At 59.5% G+C, this 22,162-nt stretch carries 16 protein-coding genes and 1 pseudogene; 10 read left to right on the plus strand and 7 right to left on the minus strand.

The features are described 5' to 3' along the window. Positions 1 to 48 precede the first annotated feature (48 nt). Together ACOZK9_RS19070 and ACOZK9_RS19075 are read right to left on the minus strand one after the other, a co-directional pair. A complete protein-coding gene (locus tag ACOZK9_RS19070) occupies positions 49 to 7,056 on the minus strand; it encodes a dermonecrotic toxin domain-containing protein (protein WP_421556346.1) in 7,008 nt (2,335 codons plus the stop codon). Positions 7,057 to 7,135: 79 nt separating this feature from the next. Further along, the gene (locus ACOZK9_RS19075; RefSeq protein ID WP_058411297.1) at positions 7,136 to 8,074 is read right to left on the minus strand and encodes a DnaJ C-terminal domain-containing protein; all 939 of its coding nucleotides are present in this window, start codon (positions 8,072 to 8,074) and stop codon (positions 7,136 to 7,138) included. A gap of 238 nt (positions 8,075 to 8,312) precedes the next feature. Between ACOZK9_RS19075 and ACOZK9_RS19080 the strand changes: the two genes are divergently transcribed. After that, positions 8,313 to 9,581, plus strand: a complete 1,269-nt coding sequence (locus ACOZK9_RS19080; RefSeq protein ID WP_058411298.1) for an Hsp70 family protein — start codon at positions 8,313 to 8,315, stop codon at positions 9,579 to 9,581. Between the two features lie 202 nt (positions 9,582 to 9,783). Here ACOZK9_RS19080 and ACOZK9_RS19085 read toward each other — a convergent pair whose 3' ends face one another. Then, positions 9,784 to 10,797 carry an AI-2E family transporter gene (locus ACOZK9_RS19085; protein WP_058411299.1) on the minus strand — a complete coding sequence of 338 codons (1,014 nt, stop codon included), beginning with the start codon at positions 10,795 to 10,797 and terminating at the stop codon, positions 9,784 to 9,786. Between the two features lie 194 nt (positions 10,798 to 10,991). After that, a complete protein-coding gene (locus ACOZK9_RS19090) occupies positions 10,992 to 11,294 on the minus strand; it encodes a PsiF family protein (protein WP_058411300.1) in 303 nt (100 codons plus the stop codon). A 181-nt stretch (positions 11,295 to 11,475) separates the two neighbouring features. On the opposite strand from ACOZK9_RS19090, the gene ACOZK9_RS19095 reads away from it, so the two are divergent. After that, on the plus strand, positions 11,476 to 12,366 hold the full coding sequence (locus tag ACOZK9_RS19095) for a DMT family transporter (RefSeq protein ID WP_421556347.1): 891 nt from the start codon (positions 11,476 to 11,478) through the stop codon (positions 12,364 to 12,366). Between the two features lie 160 nt (positions 12,367 to 12,526). Then, complete coding sequence (locus ACOZK9_RS19100) at positions 12,527 to 13,057, plus strand: ferritin-like domain-containing protein (protein WP_058411302.1); 531 nt, start codon at positions 12,527 to 12,529, stop codon at positions 13,055 to 13,057. A 135-nt stretch (positions 13,058 to 13,192) separates the two neighbouring features. On the opposite strand, the gene ACOZK9_RS19105 is transcribed toward ACOZK9_RS19100, so the two are convergent. Then, complete coding sequence (locus ACOZK9_RS19105; protein WP_122249805.1) at positions 13,193 to 15,259, minus strand: AsmA family protein; 2,067 nt, start codon at positions 15,257 to 15,259, stop codon at positions 13,193 to 13,195. 367 nt (positions 15,260 to 15,626) lie between these two features. On the opposite strand from ACOZK9_RS19105, the gene ACOZK9_RS19110 reads away from it, so the two are divergent. Beyond that, positions 15,627 to 15,998: a hypothetical protein gene (locus ACOZK9_RS19110; protein WP_058411304.1), complete on the plus strand. Its 372-nt coding sequence runs from the start codon at positions 15,627 to 15,629 to the stop codon at positions 15,996 to 15,998. 176 nt (positions 15,999 to 16,174) lie between these two features. Beyond that, positions 16,175 to 16,807, plus strand: coding sequence for a TetR family transcriptional regulator (locus ACOZK9_RS19115; protein ID WP_058411305.1), 633 nt, complete (start codon positions 16,175 to 16,177; stop codon positions 16,805 to 16,807). Between the two features lie 5 nt (positions 16,808 to 16,812). Here ACOZK9_RS19115 and ACOZK9_RS19120 read toward each other — a convergent pair. Next, a pseudogene (locus tag ACOZK9_RS19120) lies at positions 16,813 to 16,971 on the minus strand (C40 family peptidase); the annotation flags it as partial. A gap of 287 nt (positions 16,972 to 17,258) precedes the next feature. Between ACOZK9_RS19120 and ureE the strand changes: the two are divergent. The 5 genes from ureE to ACOZK9_RS19145 all read left to right on the plus strand — a co-directional run bounded on the left by ureE (position 17,259) and on the right by ACOZK9_RS19145 (position 20,974). Then, positions 17,259 to 17,759 carry an urease accessory protein UreE gene (gene ureE / locus ACOZK9_RS19125; protein WP_058411306.1) on the plus strand — a complete coding sequence of 167 codons (501 nt, stop codon included), beginning with the start codon at positions 17,259 to 17,261 and terminating at the stop codon, positions 17,757 to 17,759. Beyond that, complete coding sequence (locus ACOZK9_RS19130) at positions 17,756 to 18,430, plus strand: urease accessory protein UreF (protein ID WP_421556348.1); 675 nt, start codon at positions 17,756 to 17,758, stop codon at positions 18,428 to 18,430. The genes ureE and ACOZK9_RS19130 overlap by 4 nt, the downstream gene beginning before the upstream one ends. Positions 18,431 to 18,468: 38 nt before the next feature. Then, positions 18,469 to 19,083, plus strand: coding sequence for an urease accessory protein UreG (gene ureG / locus ACOZK9_RS19135; protein WP_017849719.1), 615 nt, complete (start codon positions 18,469 to 18,471; stop codon positions 19,081 to 19,083). 25 nt (positions 19,084 to 19,108) lie between these two features. Then, positions 19,109 to 19,681, plus strand: coding sequence for a HupE/UreJ family protein (locus ACOZK9_RS19140; RefSeq protein WP_058411308.1), 573 nt, complete (start codon positions 19,109 to 19,111; stop codon positions 19,679 to 19,681). 171 nt (positions 19,682 to 19,852) lie between these two features. Beyond that, entirely contained in the window at positions 19,853 to 20,974 is a 1,122-nt protein-coding gene (locus ACOZK9_RS19145) for an AGE family epimerase/isomerase (protein ID WP_421556349.1), read from the plus strand. A 99-nt stretch (positions 20,975 to 21,073) separates the two neighbouring features. Here the strand turns inward: ACOZK9_RS19145 and ACOZK9_RS19150 are convergent, their stop codons facing one another. Beyond that, entirely contained in the window at positions 21,074 to 21,979 is a 906-nt protein-coding gene (locus ACOZK9_RS19150; RefSeq protein ID WP_421556350.1) for a cation diffusion facilitator family transporter, read from the minus strand. Between the last annotated feature and the right edge of the window lie 183 nt (positions 21,980 to 22,162).

A 22,162-nucleotide genomic window follows, 5' to 3' on the forward strand; every position in this document is an offset into this window, starting at 1 on the left:
AGCAAGCCCGCTCCCACGCCGACTGTGGTTTAGCTGATCAACAGCGCCTTATGCGAACAGTGTTTTAATCATGCCTTCGGTGTACTGATAATCCATTCGCAGCTCGGTACCGGCCGCAATATCCTCGGTCGCAAATACCGTCGTCAGTGTAAATTTCTTTCTTTTTAGTATGGCCTCAGGCCCCACGCCAAGCCACATATCCGCCTCAACGTCGAACGGCACGGCCTCCACGTTATACCCCCCCAAAGCCTGGCGTACGGGTTTGCCATCAACATCATATTCAAAGTTGGTATTGATCCTGGAGAGGATGTTGTCCCCGGACAGGTGGACCGGCTCCCTGCCCAGTTGCATGCCGCCAAGTATCGGTAGTTCGCTGACCAGCATCGTGTAGGTTTGACCTGATGGGCCAAATATTCCGGTGGGAAGTACCGTGCCGCCGTATACACCGAGTATTTCGCCTTTAGCGATACGCCGGTTGGCCGCCACCATGGACTGCCCTATCAGCGAGCTTTCCTGGGGCACTTTCATATCCTGCGCAGTGAACGTACGCCACTGCAGTTGTTCTTCATAACGGGCGCCGACCTCTTCATACCCTCCAAACTTAATGTAAGGCTTGATCTGATCCGACGTGTATCGCTTGCCGGACTCCGCCAGGTCGACGTTTCGTTGCAGTTTTCGAATACGTATCGGCCTGCCCTGATAGTCCCTGAGCGGGTACTTACCGTTGTTCGCGCGGTTATAACTGCCGACGCGATTTGGCGCTTCAGTAAAATGAACCTCACGTCTCATGAAACTGAGTTCTTGCGCCGTGTAGGGAGCCATCGGCATGGACTCGGGTGCGTCTTCAAATTCATCATCGGAAACCGCGGGTCTCATACCTCCCGGCGTACGTGGTCGCTTCCAGACCCCCTCGGCATTGGGCTTGGCGATGATCCCGCTACTGGCCAACACAAACGGATTATCCGGCGCCTGCACCCACAACAGGTAGTGCTCGCCATCCGCATCCGGCAGGCTTGCCACAAAGTACTGCTTGCCATTGAACTCGATGGCTCGCGACTGTGAGAGTTGTAACTCACGCGTTGTGTTCGTGCTGGGTTCAACCAGCACTTCAAGGGTTTCGCGTGGTAGCAGAATCTCCGCGATTTCCTGTCGGCTCAGCGCCTGGATCAGGGCGCCTTCCTTAATCGCCAGCTGCGCCTGCAACTCATCGGCTTTGGCTTTATAGACCGTGTCGGACAACGACTTGGCAACGTGCTTCTCATGCAGTGCGCTTAACTGCTGCTGATAGGGCTCGCTTTGCGCATCAAATTGCTCGCGGTACTTGTGTGTCACATGATCCTGCCAAAACTCACGGGACAACAGCGCCTGAAACTCTGCGACGGAGTTGTCCAGGGCGATGATTTTTGCGTACGCAGCATCCAGCATCGCCGGCGTGACGCCAACCAAGCTGGTGAACCTGACATTTTGCGGCTGCCCCGGCAATTGCAGCCGGTCCTTGAGGCCGAAGCGATACGCCAGCCTGATCTCCACCTCTTCCGACAAGCGCCGGGTATGGGGCAACTTATCGGCCATCGACACTGCGGGGTCACGGACGATGGCCTCGCTGCGCTGGATGTCTGCCGAGGCAACCTTGTCGACTTCGTGCAAACGGAACAAACCTTTGGACAAACTCGACAGCTGCGCGCCTTGCACCTGCCCGGCAGCCTGGGCGCGCGCCCTGTAGACCAGCGTCTTGACTTCCAAATTGCTGAAGGAGAACGCGGCGAGATCACAGCAACCTGGCTCGCCGGCCTGGCCGAATAGTTCGTCGCGGTGTTTTTCCGATTCAGGTGTGTTTTCGCTGATGCTGTCGATCACTTCCCAGACGCGACGTTGCAGGTCGGCATGCCCGGAACCAGCTTGCTGCAGGCGATTGAGGATGTCGAAGAACGGGCCGGCGCGCTCTTCACCACGCAGTGCCTGCCACTGAGTCTGTCTGGCTGACACCTGGTCCACAGACAAATCCTGGGTCCAACGCAAGAACGGCTGCTGCACACCGGCACTGGGCACAACCGCGGCACGTGGGTGCAGCGCGGTGGCGACCAACAGGTTGGGATTCTGCGCTGATGCCAGGTCTGCCTGTTCAAGTCGCAGGTTGTATTGCCTGACCTGTTGCAGGGTGCCCTCGGTCAAAGGATTACCGGATACCGAAGTCACATTATTAACCCGTGCGGTTTGCGCCAACTGTGCGTCAGGCGGCGCAATGACTGAGGCCGGAATGCTCGTGATGTTGTTATTGCGCAGGTCTATCTGGTCCAGGTTCGGTTGTTCCGTCAAACCGGCAGGCCAGGTATCAATACCGGCGTTGCTCAAGGAGAGTGAACGCATATCGGTTATCAGGCTGAAATCCGGCGCAATGCCCAACGAGTTACCCTGCATCCATAGCGCTCGCAGGGTCACGCGCTGCGACAGAATCTGCGCCGTTTCGGGACTCAGGCGAATCTGGTTGTTCTGCAAAAACAAGCGGGTCAGGCCATGCATCTCCCCCAGGGCCGGTGGCAGTTCGCGCAGCTGATTATTTGACAGGTCCAGCCAGCGCAGATGCCGGTAACGCGTAAGGAACCCTTCCGGCGAAGTGCTGAGGTTCATGTTGTTCAACTTGAGTGAGCCAACATGGCTGAAATCGACATCCAAGTCCGGCAAGCTCGGTAATGTCAGGCCACTCAAGTCCAGTTCCAGGCCTATCGGTTGCCCGTCATTGTTAAGCTTTTGCGCGGTGTCCCGGCGCCAGCAAGCGAGGATCCGTTGCTGGGCCAGGTTACGATCGTCCAGCCCGCCTGCGTTGGCTTGCCGTTGATCGGCCCGCACGTAGCGTTGGCGTTCACCGCCGCCCGAAAACGTCCAGGCGTTCAACTGCCGGTCCAACGTGTTGAATTCCAGTTCAAGCCTGGCCAATTCTGCATCGGCGCCCTCGCCCAACCCCCAGATAAACTCCCTGGCCTCGTGCATGGGTTTGTCCGGGTACATGCGTCGAATCTTTTCAAGCCTGGGGTTGTCACTGTCGAACGCGCCGTCGCGAGCGCTTTTCACCAACTCCGGCAGGGCTTGATTCAGGCGTCGCCAATAGTTATCAAACTTCTGCCAGTAATCAGCGGGGAATCGGTTGCCCTCAAGCAAGGTGACACCATTGAGTCGCGCCGTCGCGTCAAGCTGTTCATTGGTCGGGTTGAGGTATTGCTCGGGTACCTCACGCAAAAAGTTATGGCTCAAGTTAACCAGCTCCAGACCTGTGCGCGCGTCCAGCCCCGTTGGCCACTGATCCAGCTGCGTATTGCTCAAACTCAGCGCTCTCAAGCGGGGCATCGCACTGAAGTTCGGAGCAATCCCCAGCGGGTTATTGGTGAGGTAGAGTTCTTCAAGGTTGCCGAGGGTGCTCAGCATTCTGGCGCTTTGTGGGGTCAAGCGAAGGCTGTTAGAGGCCAGATTCAGCGAGGTCAGGTTGCTCATTTCACCAATGGCGGCGGGCAACTCGGTGAGCCCGCAACTGCTAATCCTCAAACCTTTGAGGTGAGTGAATTTTTTAAGGAAAGCGTCAGCGTTGCCAAAACGCCTTACACCGGAGAGCTCAAGCGTTTCGATATGACTGAAGTTGGCGCTCAATATCGGCAGCTCCAGCGGGTCGCTACCCATGCGTAACTGCATGGGGCCTCTACCCGTGCGACGCCATTGGCCGATAATCTCCTGGGCGATGAAAGGTGCTGGGGCAAAGGGGTCCGACCGGTCTGATTCCGGTGTATTGGCCTGAACCCAAACGTCCAATTCCTTCTTCAGCGTCTCGAACTCAGCTTCCCGAAGTTTCAACCCAGCGTTAACATCCTTGCCCAATGACTGGATAAAGGCAGCGACCGCCTCATCGTCCAAGGAGGGGTACAATTTGCGCACCCGAGCGTTTATCGACGCCTCTGATGGACCAAAAACGCCGGCCACAAGCTTTCGAAACCCACGACCACCGCCCAGCAAGCGCAGCCCCGCTTCAACGGTTGGCCGGCGCACCGGATGCTCCAGCAACACCGCGCGCAGCGGTACACGAGGCAACGGCGATTGGACAATCGCGGCCTTCATTTGCAACACATCGGTGAACCTAAGGCTCTGGCGCTCTGCGGCAGATAGCAGTTCCCAGGTGGCGGTGTAAAAGTCCCTGGGCACGGGCGCTTCAAACAAGCCGTTGTCTTTGAGCACCAAGGTCTTGGGGGTTGTTGAGTCCGCAGAACCAATAGCATCGAGCAGCGTGCCCTCGGCCGAATATTGGCGCAGTTCCACGCGCGTTCCGGGCCGCCATCCAGGCAAGGTTTCCAGGGAGTGCAAGGCCAGACGCTGGCTGTCGATGTCTGCCAGGGTGTCCAGATGCAGCCCTTCATAGGCACGCGACACGCGTGTTTCCTGTTCAAACCATCGCGCCTGCTGACGCTGCTCCTCAGGCAGAACCCCGCTGTCGCGAAAGGCCTGCAATTGTTCGCCCGTCAGGCTTTTGACCAACTCGGCAGCCATCGATACCGGCAGCCGGGTGTAAGTACCCAGTACCAGCCCCACATCCGGGTCGTCGGTTGCGCTCAGCGCTTTGTAGCGTTCTTCGACCAACTGGCCCTTGAATGTATCGACGACATTGGCGATATGTTCGCGCACCTTGCCGGCCCGCACTGCCAGCGAATCTTCGGCACTGCCGGGGATTTCCTTAAGAGTGGGGTCAACGCTTTGCAAGGTACTCAACACTTGATCGAGCAACCCACCGCGCGCCATTTGGCTTTCAGTGACAACCACCACGCGCCTGGAAGCAGTCGCCGAGGCATCATCTTGCCAAAGTATCCGGTTGTTGCCGTCCAGGACTCGAAGCGCTACGTCGACGGGCAACATCCCGCTACGCCGCATCATGTTCAGTTGCAGCGCCGGGTCAGCCTTGGCGTAAAGCGCCGGGTCGCTGCTGTACATTTGCTCGACAAAAGTCGTCAGCGCCTGATGAACCTTGAAGTGCTGGAGGGTGTCTTCCAGCAGCAAAGGCACCCGCTCATGCTCGACAAAGGTCTGCCGCAAGGTGTCCTCTTCGACGCCACTGGCGATACGGGCCTGCTCCAACGTTTCACTGCCAAGCCCACGTTGTTCCAGCCCCAGGCGCCGCATCAGGGTCGGTTTGTCCCAGGTCAGTGGCTCTTCGACTTCATGACTCCAGGCGCCGGCATGGTTATGTTCCAGTTGCGGTTCATAGGCGCCGGGACGGCTGGGGTGCTGAATGCGGTATTGGCCGGTATCGGCCTCCTGCCTGACCTGATAGTGGTCACCTTCATGCGGCAACACTGTCCGCCCATTGTGCTGGTAGAGCCCCAAGGTGTTTGGCTTGGCGTCTGGAGCCAGTTCGACGGGCACCTTATAGGGCGTAAGGTCCGGGTTCCACAACACCTGCTTACCCGTAGGCAGCGTGACCGGTTTGAGGTTGTCGACCATGCTCGCCAGCTTGATTTCGGGTAACACCTTGGCCCCGACACCCAGCATCGCCGCATTCAGGGCCACGCTGGAAAAGTGCGCCCACATGGTTTTCATATCGCCTTGCTCATAGGCTTCGATGCCTTCATACACTTGCGTGCACATCTGCGCCGCACCCACGGCCAGCATCATCGGCCCCAGCCCCGGCACCACGAAAGCGGCGAGGTTGAACACGCTGAGCACAGCGTCCAGGTAGCTCGACAAGCGCTCCATTCGCGCCTTGCTGTCCTCGTCCCCGGTAGGCACGGCCACGGCGCGGGCATCCGCCAAGATCTTGCGTACCTGGGCCTCGCGCAGTTGCTCCCACAGGTCGCCATTAATGTCCAACGCATCCAGGGGCAACCTTACCGGCCTTGGCGCCTGTGGGTAATCGCCTGCTGCGCCATTGCCGTTGGCAGGTTTGTACAACAGATTAAATTGCTGAAAAAACACGCCCTGCTCGCGCTGAGGCACGAATCGGCTGAAAAAGCGCCGGTACGAGGCACTGTGCAACCGGCCCCTGAGCTCAACCATGAACTCGGCGCTGGAGGCGTATTCCTTGAGCGGCTGCTGTGGGTCATTGGGGATGAACACCACCAAGCGTTCAACCCTGCCACTGTCTTTACGGTCTGGCCCGATCATCACCGGGCCCACCAATACGCTGCCAAACACTTTCAGCGCGGCAAATGTCACCGGTTTGCCATCGAGGGTGGCGCTGCTCTGGTCGGTGATGACCTGTTTGATCATCTGGTAGGCATCGGCACTGATGCCCCACTCGATCTTGTGAGAGGCAATTTCGGCACTCAACGCCAGCTGTTGGCGATGATGCTCTTGCAGTTGGGTTTGCAGTGCGCTGCGTTTTGCGTCATCTGTGGGTTCGACGATGGCTTTGATGTGCTGCTGGTACAAATTCCCCACGTCCAGGGTGCGACACATCTGGATAAATTCATGTGGAGCGATGGCCAGAGCGCGCGACTTGAACACACTTAAAGTCGGGATGACATCACCGCCATAAGACGCGCTCATGGTCGTTATGATCTGGCAATCGTTACAGGAACTTGCTTGTTCTTCGTCAGGTTCAAAATTGGCAAGGGCGGCCTCAAGCAAGGATACCGTGCGGTACTCATAGCTTAACGACGGGTCACGGGTCTGGTCGAAGACAAACGCACCGAACAGATCGTCGCGGCCTTTATACCCATATTTGCGCGCGAAATAGACGTTTTTGACGTCCAGGTCCAGGTTGAAGCGTTGCTTGATCGCCTCTTTAAGCGGTTGTTCGGCAAACGCCAACACATCCTGAATGTTGCCCAGGTTGTTTTCCACCTGGTTCAAGGTCTCGCGATAGCGGATATGGCTGTCGGCCAGCGCAGCCCGTTGCTGAACCGTGGCAGTCAGGTACCAATTGGGCAGCTCCATTTCATGGCTGGCGAGTTCTTGCTGGCGTTGTGCGGTGGCCTGGTTGAACCAGGCGGGCACACGGTCTTTGAGGAAGTCGTAATGCACGCCCCGAAGGTCAACGTTGAAAGTGCCTTCGGGGGTAGAAGTGACGGGTTGTTCTGACATAGCGGGCTATCCATGATGGGCTGTAAAACAACCAACCTATCGAATAGCCTTGCCTGAAAAGCCTAGATAGTTATACCGATCAAAAATGCTCACGCGGATTGAAAGCCGCTTTCTGTGCGAGCTCCTGCCACAACGCCTTGACCTCCTCGTCGCTGCTCTTGGGCATCACGGCTTTGAGCTGCACAAACAGGTAGCCGCGCTGCCCGGCCTTGTTCAGCAAGCCATGGCCTTTGGCACGCATGCGCTGGCCGTTCTGGCTACCGGCGGGCACCTTGAGGTTGATCTTGCCGGTGAGGGTCGGCACCGCCACTTCAGCGCCCAGCGCCAGCTCCCACGGTGCCAGGGGCAAGTTGATGATCAGGTTTTCGCCGTCCACTTCAAACTTGGCGTGCGGCGCAAACTTGATGATCAGGTACAGGTCGCCATTCGCCCCACCGCCAATGCCCGGAGCGCCCTGAGCCTTGAGGCGGATGCGCTCGCCGTCGGCCACCCCGGCGGGGATCTTCACGTTGAGGCTCTTGGTGGTGTTGCTTACGTGCCGACCCGAGGCGTCGTATTGCGGCACCTGAAAGCTGATCTGCTTGGACTCGGTGGACAGCGTGTCCTCAAGCGAAACCGTCAGGTGCATCTCGACATCCTGGCCCTTGCGCCCGGCAGGCCGGCGCTGGCCGCCACCAAACGCATCGCCACGGTTGCCGAAGATCGAGCTGAAAAAGTCCGAAAAGTCCTCGGTGTTCTGGCCACCGCCAAAACCGCCACGGCTCTGCCAGCCCGGTGGGCCCTGAAACGGCTGGCCATGTTGGCCGTATTTGCGCAGTTCGTCGTATTCCGCGCGCTTGTCTGCGCTTTTAAGCGCTTCATAGGCTTCGGAGGCGTCCTTGAAGCGTTCTTCGGCGTCTTTTTCCTTGCTCACGTCCGGGTGGTATTTACGCGCGAGCTTGCGGTAGGCGGCCTTGATTTCCTTGTCGTCGGCCGTCGGCTCGACACCCAAAATCTTGTAGTAGTCTTTGAAATCCATCGGCGGTTCACCATCCTTAATCGAGATCGCACAGCCTTGGGCACAACGTGCGCTGCTTTGCACCTGTTGAGTGTTGTGGCCTGAGGGTGCGTCAAAGTGTTATCGGCGCTAGCCGTATGCAACAGATGTGGGGGCAAAACCTGAGGTTTCAAGCACGATTTAACGGATGGTCGGCCTACGCATCCGCCTTCGACTGGCATACACTGCGCGGCCGTTTTTCAACCGGAACCCGATAGACATGGAAAACTCATCCCCAGCCCGTGCCTGCGGCATCGACTTTGGCACGTCCAACTCTACCGTCGGCTGGATTCGCCCCGGCATGGAAACGCTGATCGCGCTGGAGGACGACAAAATCACCCTGCCGTCGGTGGTGTTCTTCAACTTCGAGGAACGTCGCCCGGTGTACGGCCGCCTGGCCCTGCACGAGTACCTGGAAAACTACGAAGGCCGGCTGATGCGCTCGCTCAAGAGCCTGCTCGGTTCCAAGTTGATCAAGCACGACACCAGCGTACTCGGCACGGCCATGCCGTTCACCGACCTGCTTGGGCTGTTTATCGGCCAACTCAAAAGCCGCGCTGAAGCCACCGCCGGCCGCGAGTTCGAAGAAGTCGTGTTGGGGCGCCCGGTGTTCTTCGTCGACGACGACCCAATGGCCGACCAGGAAGCCGAAAACACCCTGGTGGACGTGGCACGCGCGATCGGCTTCAAGGACATCTCGTTCCAGTACGAACCGATTGCGGCAGCCTTCGACTACGAGTCCACCATTCAAAAGGAAGAGCTGGTACTGATCGTCGACATCGGCGGTGGTACATCCGACTTCTCGCTGGTACGCCTGTCGCCGGACCGTCGCCATAACGACAACCGCCACGACGACATCCTCGCCACCGGCGGCGTGCACATCGGCGGTACCGACTTCGACAAGCAACTGTCGCTCGCCGGCATGATGCCGCTGTTCGGCTACGGCAGCCGCATGAAAAGCGGCGCCTACATGCCCACCAGCCACCACATGAACCTGGCCACCTGGCACACCATTAACTCGGTGTACTCGCAAAAATCCCAACTGGCGTTGGGCAGCATGCGCTACGACATCGAAGACACCGGCGGTATCGACCGCCTGTTCAAGCTGATCGAACAGCGTGCCGGGCACTGGTTGGCCATGGAAGTCGAAGAGACCAAGATCCAGCTGACCCACGAACACAGCCGTCACGTGCTGCTGGACCGGGTTGAACCGGGCTTGAGTGTGGACCTGAGCCGCACGCTGTTCGAGTCGGCGATTGATGGCTTGCTGGAGCGCGTGCGCAACAGCGTGACCAAATTGCTCACCGACGCCTCGGTAGACGTGGCGCAAGTGGACACGGTGTTTTTTACCGGCGGTTCCAGCGGCATTCCGGCGCTGCGCCACAGCATCTCGGCGATGTTGCCGAACGCGCGGCACGTGGAAGGGAATATCTTCGGCAGCATCGGCAGCGGTTTGGCGATTGAGGCCAGCAAGCGCTACGGCAGCTGACCGGCCCCGATGTCACCAACACTGAAAATCAACTGTGGGAGCGGGCTTGCTCGCGATGAGGGTGTGACAGCCAGCACATCAATTGACTGTCACACCGCCATCGCGAGCAAGCCCGCTCCCACAGTTTGATCTGTGTACACCTGAAACCCCTGCGTCCTAAGCGGGAACAGGGCGGCTCTTCAGTCGCCCTGCCGGAATAGAGTCAAACCATCCCCGCCAGCTTCAGCTCACTCTTCAAATACGCATAATAAATCGGCCCCGCCACCACGCCCGGCAGGCCGAATGCGGCTTCGAATACCAGCATCGCCAGGAGCAATTCCCACGATTTGGCACTGATCTGCCCGCCGACGATTCGCGCGTTGAGGAAGTACTCGACCTTGTGAATCACGATCAAATACCCCAGCGCCGCCACCGCCACCCAGATCGACAGCGACAACGCGACGATGGTGATCAGCGTGTTCGACATCAGGTTGCCGATCACTGGCAGCAGGCCGAGCAGGAAGGTCAGTACGATCAGGGTTTTGGTCAGCGGCAGGTGAATCCCGCATAACGGCAGCACCACCGCCAGAAAGATCGCCGTGAAGGCGGTGTTGAGCGCAGCAATCTTGATCTGCGCGAATACGATGTTGCGAAACGCTTGAACCAGCAGGTGCAGGCGGTCGAACAAGGCGGCAGCCAGTGGCTTGCGTTTGGTCACGTCGGGCACGCGTTGCAGGGCGATGATCGCGCCCAGCACCATGCCGATCAGCAGGGTGACGAACATGTGGGCGGCGTCTTTGCCGACCAGTTGCAGCTCGCTCAGGTGTTTGCTCAGCCAATCGCCGATGGCCACGCGGAACTCGGCGGCGCTGGCCGGCAAGTACGCGTCAAGGAACGGCGGTAACTGGCCACGCGCGCGGTCGACCACGCCCATGAATTTATCCAGGGAAGCGCCGGGGTTTTCCGCTTCGTGGAGCAAAAAGCTGATGGCACCGGCGAAGATCAAGGTCAGCACGCTGACGATCAAGGTGCCCAGCAACGCCACGGCCAGCCAACGCGCGCGCCGGCCTTCGATCAGCCGTTGCAACTGCGGGGTGAGCATATTGACCAGTTCATACACCAGCAGGCCGGCCAACAGGCTGGGCAGCAGCTTGAGCGGCAGAACCAGCAGTAAACCACCGAAAATGATGACGCAACTGACCAGCAACAACACGTGACGCTGAGAAAACGTTGGCATACAGCCTCAAAACGAACGGCGTTAAAGGATGGGCAGTCTGCCAGCCTTGAGAGAATCAAGCGAGAGGTCTGATTGCTGTGAACACCGTCAGTGTGGGAGCGGGCTTGCTCGCGAATGCGGTAGGCCAGTCACTGATGTGTTGCATGACCCACCGCTTTCGCGAGCAAGCCCGCCCCCACAGCGGATTCGCGTAATCAGCTTCCTTTGAGGCAGGTGCTCATAAAGGTTTTACGCGCATCGCCGGCCAGGGCGTTGGTTTTCGCCGACGCATTGCAGTCTTTCATCTTCTGCTGCTGTGGGGTCAGGGTCTTCGCGTCGTTGGCCGCCGGCGCCGACAGGCAGGTCTTCATAAAGGCCTTGCGGTCATCGCCTTTAAGCGTCTTGGTGCTGGCTTCAGCATTGCAGGTGGTCATTTTATTTTGCTGGGCGGTCGCGGCAAACCCTTGAGAACACAACAGCAAGCCCATCATCAACAGCGGAATACGCAGCATCTTCATGGAGTTTTCTCCTTGTTACCGTGCCGAAGGGGCACGGCCTACCAGCAGTGTAGTCAAAGCCTGTTACCTGTCAGGGGCCATTAATATTCGACCGCCGATACTGCTGCAGCCTTGATCGCCGTACAGAATTTATCCAGACAGGGGATAATCGCGCCTCTTCAACCCACCTGGTTTTTTTTAGATGCAATATGCGTATCCCCTGCTCGCCATTTTTATCTGGGCCGGTAACACAGTTATCAACAAATTGGCCGTGGGCGCGATCTTCCCTGCCGAAATCGGCTTTTACCGCTGGTTGCTGGCGGCGCTGCTGTTTACCCCGTTCATGCTCAAGCCGGTGGTTGCCAACTGGCCGCTGATCCGCCCGAACCTGGGCAAAATCTTCATCCTCGGCGTGCTCGGCATGGCGGTGTATCAAAGCCTGGCCTACTACGCTGCGACGCTGACCAGCGCCACCAACATGGGCATCATCCTCTCGCTGATGCCACTGATGGCGCTGACCGCCGCCATTATCAGCCTCGGCCAACGCCTCACGTTTGGCGCGCTGGCCGGCGCGGTGCTGTCGTTCGCAGGCGTGGTGGTGGTGGTGTCGGCCGGCAGCCTCAGCGCGCTGCTGCAACATGGGGTCAACCTGGGCGATGGCATGATGCTGGTGGCCACCCTGGCCTACGCGGTCTACAGCACCCTGCTGAAAAAATGGCAGTTGCGCCTGCCGCCATTGGTGTTGCTGTATTTGCAGGTGCTGGTGGCAGTGGTGGTGCTGTTTCCGCTGTTCCTGTTTTCGACCAAGACCGGTTTGAGCTGGGCGAATATTCCGCTGGTGATGTACGCGTGCCTGCTGGCGTCGATGCTCGCGCCGCTGGCGTGGATGCACTCGGTAAAAACCCTGGGACCAAGCCGGACGACGCTGTTTTTCAACCTGCTGCCGTTGATCACCGCGTTGATTGCGGCGCTGGTGTTGAAGGAAGCGTTGGCGCTGTATCACCTGGTCGGTGGCTTGCTGACCTTGGGCGGGGTGATTTTGTCGGAGCGCTGGACCACGCCGGTGCGCAGTCAGGCCGCTCGCGTCGCCTGATACATCGCCTTCGCGGGCAAGCCCGCTCCCACCGTTGAGCCTGACGTATGACGCTGCGGGCAAATCCGATAAAACTTTTTGCTGCCTCAAGTACTCACAACTTCGAGCGATCACGCCGGTAGAGCGTGGCGTAAAACCGGATTAGCACCAGGAGATTGAGATGACTGAAGCAAACTTGACTGACGTTGCGACGCTGCGCCAACGCGCCCGCCAGAATGTCGAAAACGGTGCCGTGACCGAGGGTTATGACGCCGACCGCGAAGAGATCATTCGCCTGCTCAATGGCTCGCTGGCCACTGAATTGGTGTGCGTACTGCGCTACAAGCGCCACTACTTCATGGCAACCGGCGTGAAGGCACACGTTGCCGCCGAAGAGTTCCTTGAGCACGCCACCCAAGAAGCCGAGCACGCCGACAAACTCGCCGAGCGCATCGTGCAACTGGGCGGTGAGCCGGAGTTCAACCCGGACCTGCTGTCGAAAAACTCCCACGCTCAATACGTGGCGGGCAACAGCTTGAAGGAAATGGTCTACGAAGACCTGGTGGCCGAGCGCATCGCGGTGGACAGCTATCGCGAGATTATCCAGTACATCGGTGACAAGGACCCAACCACTCGCCGCCTGTTCGAAGAAATCCTGGCACAGGAAGAAGAACACGCAGACGACATGGCTGACATCCTCAGCAGCCTGTAATCAGCAACACTGCAACCCCACCCCTGTGGGAGCGGGCTTGCTCGCGATAGCGGAGTAACAGTCGATATACATGTTGACTGAACCACCGCCATCGCGAGCAAGCCCGCTCCCACATTGGTTTATGGGGTTTGATCGTTACTTCACGGTCTTCGGTGCTTTGCCTTGCTGCATCTGCTGCAACAACGGCGCACATTGGTTGGGTTCATCTGTGCTCGGTGCAATCAGTGCCAGCAACCCTGCTGCCGGGCCGGCAACCACACCCAGCGCCACCATGCCCGCACCACGCAGCATCAGCGGCACCGCTTTGACCCCGGCATTCGGCTTGATAAACGGCCCGTTGACGTACAGCGGAGAGCGCAGCGAGAACAGGCGGAAGCCTTTCGACTCCGGCGTAATAGTCAGGTCCAACTGCTCGGACGCCATATTCGCGGTGCCATCGATGTAAATAATCGCGTTCTCGGTATCGAACACAAACAAGCGCGTGGTCGCCAGACCAGTCTTGATGCCGAAGTCCGCCGCCGCGCAATTGATCTTCACTTCCTTGTCGCCAAACAGGCGGCCCACCACGTAATTGCCCACGTTAAGCCCGGCGATTTCCATCAGGCCACGGCTGATAGCGCCGTCGTTGATGAGCATTTTCAGATCGCCGTTCGAGCTACCCAGCAGCGCTGCTACAGAGTTGCCACGCCCGGCTATATCAGCATCGCCGTTGAGCTCACCAAAGCTGGTTTTCATCGGCTCAAACGTCGGGAACAGCTGCTTGAGCTTGAAGTTGCGAGCCGTGAGTTTGGCGCGGCCTTCCATCGGTGTGGTGCGGCCATTCAAGCGAATCTGCGCATCGAGCTTGCCGCCGGCCACGCCAAAACGCAGGGGTTCGAGGCTCAGTTCGCCGTCGTTGAGTACCACGTGGGTGTAGAGGTCGGTGAACGGCAGGTCGGCACTGTGCACGATGCGTTTACCGGTGAATTCCACATCGGCGTCCATGTCACGCCAGCGCTCGGTGCGGAACTCTTCCACCGGCAGCACTTTGGTCGCAGGCTGCTTGCTTTCACCGCCCCGGGCTTTTTGCTTGGCATTGGAGTCTGCGCCGATCAACGGCGCGAGGTCGGCCATCAGCAACTGGTTGGAAACCAGCGCGCCACTGAGCTTGGGCCGTGGCTGGCTGGCCACAAAACCAAGGTTGCCGTGGATGTCGCTGTCGCCGATCTTGCCGTTGAAATTCTCGTAGCTGAACGAGGCGCCGCTGGCTTCGTGCAGCTTGGCGATCAGGTGGCCGTCGGTGGAGTACGCCGGCGAATCCGGCAGCGTCACGCCGGTTAATGGGTACAAGTTGCCGAGGCTGCTGCCGGACAGTTTCAGGCGCAGGTCCAGCGCGCCGAGGTTCAGCGGGTCGGTCAGGGTGCCGGCCAGCGCGATGCGGGTGTCGGCGATTTTGACTTGGGCCTGCAACGGGAACGGCTTGGTCGCGTCCTGCAAGGCGATCAGGCCACCGATCTTGCCGGTGCCATCGAGTTTCTGGCCGTGGTACTGGCCTTTGACCTTGAGGCCAAACGCGTAGTCCTGCGGCGCCGAGCCTTTTTCCAAGGCCTTTTTGGCATCCGCGTCGCCGACAATTTCACCAAACGGAATCGGCTTGCCCAGCGGGTCGATGATCACATCGAGTTGAGTCTTGAGGGTTTGATCGTCGAGCGTTACATGGCCCTTGTCGAAGCCAATCGCGCCGATGTCCACCACCCAGCTGGAAGGTTCAGCGTTGGGGTCTTTGGGGTCGAAGGTGAAGGTCCAGTTGGCGCGACCATCGGCCAGGCGCTGCAAGTCGGCGCTCGGCTCGGTCAGGTCGATACGCGGGATCACCACGCGCTGCACCAACAGCGCCAACGGCGAAATACGCAGCTCCACGCGCTTGAGCGTGACCATTTGCGGCTTTTTCGACCAGTCGGGGTTGCCCAAACTCAGGTCTTCGGCAATCACGTGCGGCCACGGCACCCACGCCCGCCAGCCGCCTTCATCCGGCTCACGCGCCCACACCACCGCCAGGTTGCCATTGATAGCAAACGGGCGATGCAACTCTTCGGAGACTTTGGCATTGAGCGGCGGCTTGATGCGGTTCCAGTCAAAGAACACCAGAACCAATACCACCACGGCGATTAACACAACGAAGCTGGCGCAGCTCCAAGCGACGATTTTACGAGTGCGCGTCATTGCACATAACTCCTGAGTACGACTGAGGGTGCGCGCTGCGCGCACCTTTTAACTACAGCTCATAAGGCTACGACTGACAAACGGTCTGGGGGTTTAGCCGGAGTACGAATTCATCGCAAAAAAAGCGATTCATCCTACAGCCGCAGTCGAATAAACCATCAACACTGCACCGGTGTTACCCACAAACGAGTCGAAAATACCCACCTTGGTGCAAAACCGCGGGCTTGAGAGGTGCGTGCTAGAGCCTCCGCCGGGAACAATCAATTCTGTTGATTATTACCATTGTGTTTATGAACTTTTATATCGACTTATCGAGAGTAGCATTAGCCCTGTACCCACTTTATCGCACTCCCAAGGAGCAACCCTCATGAAACGCCAATTACTCGCTACCGTTATGCTGTCGGTCCTGGCTTCCAGCGCTTTTGCCCTGCCAGCCGCTGAACAAGCTACCCCACAGAATTCCGCCCAAGCCGTGCAAACCAGCCAAACCCTGGCCCGCAGCGGTTCGCAAGAAGAAGAAAACCGTGACTACGCCAGTGGCGCTGTTGCCGAAAATGGTTCGGAACACGCCAACAAACGTGCCTACACCGAAGGCGTTGCCGAAGGTGGCCGTGATCGCCTGGAACAAAAAGGCTTGGTAGAAGGCGGGTCGGAAAACGCCAACGAACGCGCTTACACCGAAGGTGTTGCTGAAGGTGGTTCAGACCGTTTGCAAGACCTGCATCAAGCACAGAGCTAAGCCTGTGGTAGCCCAGAAAAAAGCCCGGTCTGTGGATCGGGCTTTTGACTTTCTAAAGATTTGTTTTAAACCGCCTGTGCCCCCCATTTGCCGCGCATAGCGTGCGCCAAGTTCGACGCCGACGAAGCTGTTTTGCTAGAGTGCTTCGCTGACTTGCCGACAAAGCCCGCCCGCCAATGCTGCCCCGCGCCGAACAGAAGCAACAGACCCGACTCGCCTTGATGGACGCAGCCCGCCATCTGATGGAGTGTGGCCGTGGGTTCGGCAGCCTCAGCCTGCGCGAAGTGGCGAAAACCGCCGGCATAGTGCCTACCGGGTTCTATCGCCATTTTGACGACATGGACCAGCTGGGTTTGGTATTGGTGAGTGAAGTCGGCCAGACCTTCCGCGCTACGATTCGCCTGGTGCGCCACAATGAATTCGTGATGGGCGGCATCATCGATGCGTCCGTGCGCATTTTTCTGGATGTGGTCTCGGCCAACCGTTCACAGTTCCTGTTCCTCGCCCGCGAACAATACGGCGGCTGCCTGGCGGTGCGCCAAGCCATCGGCGCGTTGCGCGAAGACATCACCAGCGACCTGGCTGCCGACCTTACGCGCATGCCCAAACTCCAGCACCTGGATGCCGAAGGGCTGCACGTCATGGCCGACCTGATCGTCAAGAGTGTGTTCGCGACCTTGCCCGACATCATCGACCCGCCCGCCCAAGCGCTGCCTGCGCACCTGACACCTCAAGCAAAAATCACCCAGCAATTGCGCTTTATCTTCATCGGCCTCAAGCACTGGCAGGGGCTGGGCAGCACCGAGTAAGCCGGTCAGCCCGCCGTGTGGAAGCGCTTGGCCGTGGTGTAGTGCTTGTTCCAGTAGCGGCTGCTGAGCGAGTCGATACGCACGCGCTTGCCGGTACTCGGTGAATGGATGAACTTGCCTTCGCCGATATACCGGCCGACGTGGCTGACCTGACCGCGCCCATCGGCGCGCGCGATGGTCGCGCATGAACAGACTTAAAAACACCTGCGCGAGTTAGATGAAGGAATATTCATACAGGCGCTTTCTCATTTCCACCCGGAACGCCCCATTCCAGTGCTATAAAACCATTGTCGCACCAAATCAAAGCGCTACCCGCGCAGGCTCGCGCACCGTTCGGTTGCATAACCGCGCTTGCCTACAGGGTTTTCCGAACTGCCTGCGTGATTGGCAAGCCCCTTGCTCTAAGTCTTTTATTGCTGATCCCCAACCGCTCATAGCTGGAAGCCTTCCGATGCTGGTGATACACCGCCGAATCGCCCCGCAAGCCCTTTGGGCCGCTGAACTGCTGCTGAATTTCGAAGCGCGCAGCAAAAGCCGCCTGCGCTGTTTCAGTGCCGACGGTGAAGACGTCGGCCTGTTCCTGGAGCGCGGCCAGCCGCCGCTGCGCGATGGCGAATTCCTGCAGGCTGAAGACGGACGTGTCGTACGCGTCAATGCTCGGCCTGAACAACTGCTACACGTCACGTGCAGCAGCGCGTTTGAACTGACCCGCGCTGCCTATCACCTGGGTAATCGCCATGTGGCGCTGCAAGTCGGCGATGGCTGGTTGCGCCTGCTCGATGATTACGTGCTCAAGGCCATGCTTGATCAGTTAGGCGCGCACACCGAAACCCTCGAAGCACCGTTCCAACCGGAACACGGCGCCTACGGCGGCGGCCATCACCATTCGCGCCATGGCGACGAAGACTTCAATTACCCGCCCAAGCTGCACCAGTTCGGCGTGCGCCTATGAACCCAGCGTGGGCGCTGCTGCGCCTGGCCAGCCCGCAATTGCCGATCGGCGGTTACAGCTACTCCCAAGGCCTGGAAATGGCCGTGGAAAATGGCCGTGTGACCGATGCCGCAAGCGCCCGCCGCTGGATCAGCGACCAGTTGTTGCTCAACCTGGCGCGCTTCGAAGCACCGTTGCTGCTCGCGCATTGCCAGGCCGCCGCCGAGCAGGATTGGCCGCGTCTTGCGCAGTTGTGCGAGCAACACCGCGCCAGCCGCGAGACCCGCGAGCTGTATCACGAGAGCCGGCAGACGGGTTATTCGCTGCAGCAACTGCTGAATGGTTTACCGGAGATGGACGCGGCCGCGCGTGCATTTTTGCAGCAATGCGCCGAACCGCACCTGGCCTTGGGCTGGGCGCTGGCAGCCCGCGCCTGGCACATCAGCGCCGATGACGCGCTCGCCGCCTGGCTATGGAGTTGGCTGGAAAACCAGCTCGCCGTGCTGATGAAAACCCTGCCCCTGGGCCAGCAAGCCGCCCAGCGCCTGACCAGTGAACTGTTGCCGCTGCTGCAACAAGCCCAACAGGACGCCCGTTGCATCGAACCTGATTCCTTGGGCAGTGCCGCGTTTGGCCTGGCCTTGGCGTGCATGGCCCACGAGCGCCAGTACAGCCGCTTGTTCCGTTCCTAAACGCTTTTTATTGGGGGCCTTATATCTTGGAGAAGCACATGAACACACAACCTTTGCGTGTCGGCATCGGTGGCCCGGTGGGCTCCGGCAAGACGGCGCTGACCCTGGCCCTGTGCCTGGCCCTGCGCGACCGCTACAACCTGGCCGTGGTGACCAACGACATTTATACCCGCGAAGACGCAGACTTTCTGGTGCGCAACCAGGCCCTGGCGCCTGAACGCATCATCGGCGTTGAAACCGGCGGCTGCCCGCACACGGCGATTCGCGAAGACGCCTCGATCAACCTGGAAGCGGTGGACCAACTCAACCGGCGCTTTCCCGGCCTGGACTTGATATTGGTCGAGTCCGGCGGCGACAACCTGTCGGCGACCTTCAGCCCTGAGCTGTCGGACCTGACCATCTACGTGATCGATGTGTCCGCGGGCGACAAGCTGCCGCGCAAGGGCGGGCCCGGTATTTGCAAATCCGACCTGCTGGTGATCAACAAGATCGACCTGGCGCCGCTGGTAGGTGCTTCGCTGGAACTGATGAACAGCGACACCCAGCGCATGCGCAACGGTAAACCCTTTGTATTCAGCAACCAGAAAACCGGCGTCGGCCTGGATGAAATCGTCGCCTTTATCGAACGTCAGGGCTTGCTGACCGCTGCCTGATCTCACCTTAAAAAGGAGCCTGCTCATGGGCCTGAAAAAACTCTTTGCCACCGCCGCCCTGCTGCTCGCCCCCGCCCTCGCCTTCGCTCACCCCGGGCATGGCGATAACGGGCTGATGGCCGGTATCGGCCACCCATTGGGCGGCATCGATCACTTGCTCGCCATGCTCGCCGTGGGCCTGTGGGCGGCCCAGCAAAAAGGCGCGGCGCGTTGGGCGCTGCCGTGCACGTTTGTCGGCACCATGCTGATTGGCGGCCTGCTCGGCTTTGAAGGTTTGGCGTTGCCGGCACTGGAAAGCGGTATTGCCGCGTCGGTCCTCGCGCTGGGCCTGGCGGTAGCGCTGGCGGTGCGACCACCGCTGTTCGTGGCCGTGGGGGCGACGGCATTGTTTGCGCTGTTCCACGGCGTGGCGCATGGCCTTGAGCTGCCGGCCATGTCCAGCCCTTGGGCGTATGCCGCAGGCTTCGTCGGTGCGACGGCAATGCTGCATGCTGCCGGTTATGCCGTGGTGCGCTTCCTGCCAACCGCAGCCGCACCGCTGGTGCGAGTTGCCGGTGCAGCATCAGCGGCAACCGGAGCCTGGTTGCTTGCAGGGTAAAAGCTGCAAGCCACAAGCTGCAAGCTGCAAGTGCAAGTGCAAGTGCAAGCTACAAGCTGCAAGCTGCAAGTAGAAGCCGATCTGCTTTTACTTGCGGCTTGTAGCTTGCAGCTTGTAGCTGCCCCTCTGCTACCATGCGCGCCTACGCCCCTGCCGTGACGACGCCAGCCGATGCCCATCGCTCCAGACTCCGCCTCCCAGCCTTCGTTGAATGCCGTGCTCACGCACTTCCACCAGCTGATCGTGCCACTGTGGCAAGGCCCGGGCTGGAATGCCGAACTGGCGCTGCCGTATGAGGCGCTGGACGCCGACCACCGGCCATTGCCCCCGCAACGCTACCGCGCCATGGCGTGCGCCCGGCAGTTGTACCTGTTCGCCAGCCTGATCGGCGAGCCCGGCGCGGGCTTTGCCGAAGAACGTGCCGCCGCGCTGTTCCGCTCCTTGCAACAGCACTTTCATGACGCCGAGCACGGCGGCTGGTTCTACAGCATCGACCCGGCCGGCCAGCCGTTGGACCCGCGCAAAGACCTTTACACCCACGCCTTCATCATCTTCGCCTGCGCCCACTACTGGGCCAAAGTGCGTGCGCCGCAAGTGGAGTCGGTGCTGAATGCGGCCCTGGCGGTGGTCGCCGAACGTTTCGCCAGCGGCGATGGCTTGTACGAAGCGGTATTGGAGCGACACTGGTCGTGCCTCAACTCCGGCCCGCTGCAAAACCCGTTGATGCATTTGGCCGAAGGCTTCCTCGCCACCTTGGCTGCGCGTGACGACGCCAACGTAGAAGCGGCCTTGCTGGGATTGGCGACGGCCATGCAGCAACGCTTCATCGACCCTCAACACGGCGTGATGATGGAAAAACCGCTGGGGGCTGTGGATAACTGGTTTGAACCTGGGCACCAGTTCGAGTGGTTCTTTCTGCTCGAATCTTCGGCGGTGCTGCGCGGCACACCGCTGCATGCCTCTTTGACGCGGGCATTTGCCTACGCAGAGCTTAAGGGTGTGGATAACCAGAGCGGTGCGGTCAGCGGCATGCTCGCCCTGGACGGCAGCGTGCGCGATGGCACTCAACGGATTTGGGCACAGGCCGAATACTTGCGCGCACTGACCTTGCGCCCCGGCAGTGAGGCGGTGTTGCAGCGCCAATTGCTCGCGCTGCAACAGCACTTTTTACATGCCAAAGGCTGGCATGAATGCCTGGACGCCAGCGGTGCCGTAAGCCGCCGCGACATGCCGTCGACTACGCCGTATCACTTGGCAACCTGCTACCAGGGTTTGATCCAGCATCTGAGCTGACTGCCAGGGCCTATTCGCGAGCAAGCCCGCTCCCACACTTGACCGCGTTCAACCTTTGGAATGCGAGCATGTGTGGGAGCGGGCTTGCTCGCGAAAGCTTCACGCAATCCACTTGCGATCCCCGGTAAAGCTGATCGTCAACCAGCGTGCCGCGTCCGGGGTGCCGAGCGCTGTGGATATTTCTTCGCGCAGCGCGTCGAGGGTGGCGACGTTAGCCACCGGGTAATTCGCCGGCAACACCACATGAATCTCGATAAACCGCGCCCGCCCGTGCTTTTGCACGTAGGTCATGTAGTCGTCGAAACCATGCCTGGCCTGCGCCGCCTCCATGACCTCGCGCACCGTGTCGTCCAGGTGGTCCGGGGCGATGCCCAGCACCTCGCGCAACGCCGGGCGCAGGATCTTGAACGCCGGCGCCAGCATGCTCAGGGCCAACACAATCAGGATCAGCGGGTCGACATACACCGCCCACTCGTCATAGCCCTGGGACTTGAGCAACAGCGCGGCGAGAAAACTGATCAGCAAGCCCACCGAGAGCATCGCGTCCACCAGCCAACTGATATTGTCGAACTGGATCAGCGATGATTTGAGCCTGCGGTTGCGGTAGCGCACGTAGAAAAAGTAGGCGAATTCGACAACGGTAAACACCGCCGCATAGACAATCACCAGCCCCAACTCGATCTCACGCCCGCCATTGATGATGCCGAACACGCCGTTGAGAAACGCGTAGAGAGCGATCAACAGCAAAAAGCTGCCCTCGATCAGCAGCACCATCGGCTCCAGGTGCCAATAGCCGAACTGGAAGCGCTGGTTGCTTTTTTTAGCGATCAGCTTGGCCGTGATCAGCATCAACACCTTGATGGCGGTGGCGATCAGCGAGAAAAAGCCGTCGAATAGAATCGATTGGGCGCCAGACATCACACCCGTGACAATCCCGGCGATCGCGACGGCGAACATCAGGATGGTCGATTGTTTGAGCAGTGCCTGCTCACCCCGGTTACTCACATTTCCTCCTGTTAACACCTAAAGCCATACAGTGCGCATGGGCTTCAGCCGGGAGTGTACCTTATGTCGTGTTTTGGCAGATATGCCGCCATCGGCAGCAAGCCACCTCCCACATTGACCGCACTCTCATGTTGGAACCCGGTCAAGTGTGGGAGCGGGCTTGCTCGCGATGCAGGCCACTCG

It is taken from the genome of Pseudomonas kitaguniensis, assembly GCF_049199985.1.
Classification (GTDB): Bacteria; Pseudomonadota; Gammaproteobacteria; order Pseudomonadales; family Pseudomonadaceae; genus Aquipseudomonas; species Aquipseudomonas kitaguniensis.

What these genes read in the sequence shown, in the direction of transcription:
- ACOZK9_RS19070 (WP_421556346.1), bottom strand. Translation starts at nt 7,056, where the DNA reads ATGTCAGAACAACCCGTCACTTCTACCCCCGAAGGCACTTTCAACGTT.
- ACOZK9_RS19075 (WP_058411297.1), bottom strand. Translation starts at nt 8,074, where the DNA reads ATGGATTTCAAAGACTACTACAAGATTTTGGGTGTCGAGCCGACGGCC.
- ACOZK9_RS19080 (WP_058411298.1), top strand. Translation starts at nt 8,313, where the DNA reads ATGGAAAACTCATCCCCAGCCCGTGCCTGCGGCATCGACTTTGGCACG.
- ACOZK9_RS19085 (WP_058411299.1), bottom strand. Translation starts at nt 10,797, where the DNA reads ATGCCAACGTTTTCTCAGCGTCACGTGTTGTTGCTGGTCAGTTGCGTC.
- ACOZK9_RS19090 (WP_058411300.1), bottom strand. Translation starts at nt 11,294, where the DNA reads ATGAAGATGCTGCGTATTCCGCTGTTGATGATGGGCTTGCTGTTGTGT.
- ACOZK9_RS19095 (WP_421556347.1), top strand. Translation starts at nt 11,476, where the DNA reads ATGCAATATGCGTATCCCCTGCTCGCCATTTTTATCTGGGCCGGTAAC.
- ACOZK9_RS19100 (WP_058411302.1), top strand. Translation starts at nt 12,527, where the DNA reads ATGACTGAAGCAAACTTGACTGACGTTGCGACGCTGCGCCAACGCGCC.
- ACOZK9_RS19105 (WP_122249805.1), bottom strand. Translation starts at nt 15,259, where the DNA reads ATGACGCGCACTCGTAAAATCGTCGCTTGGAGCTGCGCCAGCTTCGTT.
- ACOZK9_RS19110 (WP_058411304.1), top strand. Translation starts at nt 15,627, where the DNA reads ATGAAACGCCAATTACTCGCTACCGTTATGCTGTCGGTCCTGGCTTCC.
- ACOZK9_RS19115 (WP_058411305.1), top strand. Translation starts at nt 16,175, where the DNA reads ATGCTGCCCCGCGCCGAACAGAAGCAACAGACCCGACTCGCCTTGATG.
- ureE (WP_058411306.1), top strand. Translation starts at nt 17,259, where the DNA reads ATGCTGGTGATACACCGCCGAATCGCCCCGCAAGCCCTTTGGGCCGCT.
- ACOZK9_RS19130 (WP_421556348.1), top strand. Translation starts at nt 17,756, where the DNA reads ATGAACCCAGCGTGGGCGCTGCTGCGCCTGGCCAGCCCGCAATTGCCG.
- ureG (WP_017849719.1), top strand. Translation starts at nt 18,469, where the DNA reads ATGAACACACAACCTTTGCGTGTCGGCATCGGTGGCCCGGTGGGCTCC.
- ACOZK9_RS19140 (WP_058411308.1), top strand. Translation starts at nt 19,109, where the DNA reads ATGGGCCTGAAAAAACTCTTTGCCACCGCCGCCCTGCTGCTCGCCCCC.
- ACOZK9_RS19145 (WP_421556349.1), top strand. Translation starts at nt 19,853, where the DNA reads ATGCCCATCGCTCCAGACTCCGCCTCCCAGCCTTCGTTGAATGCCGTG.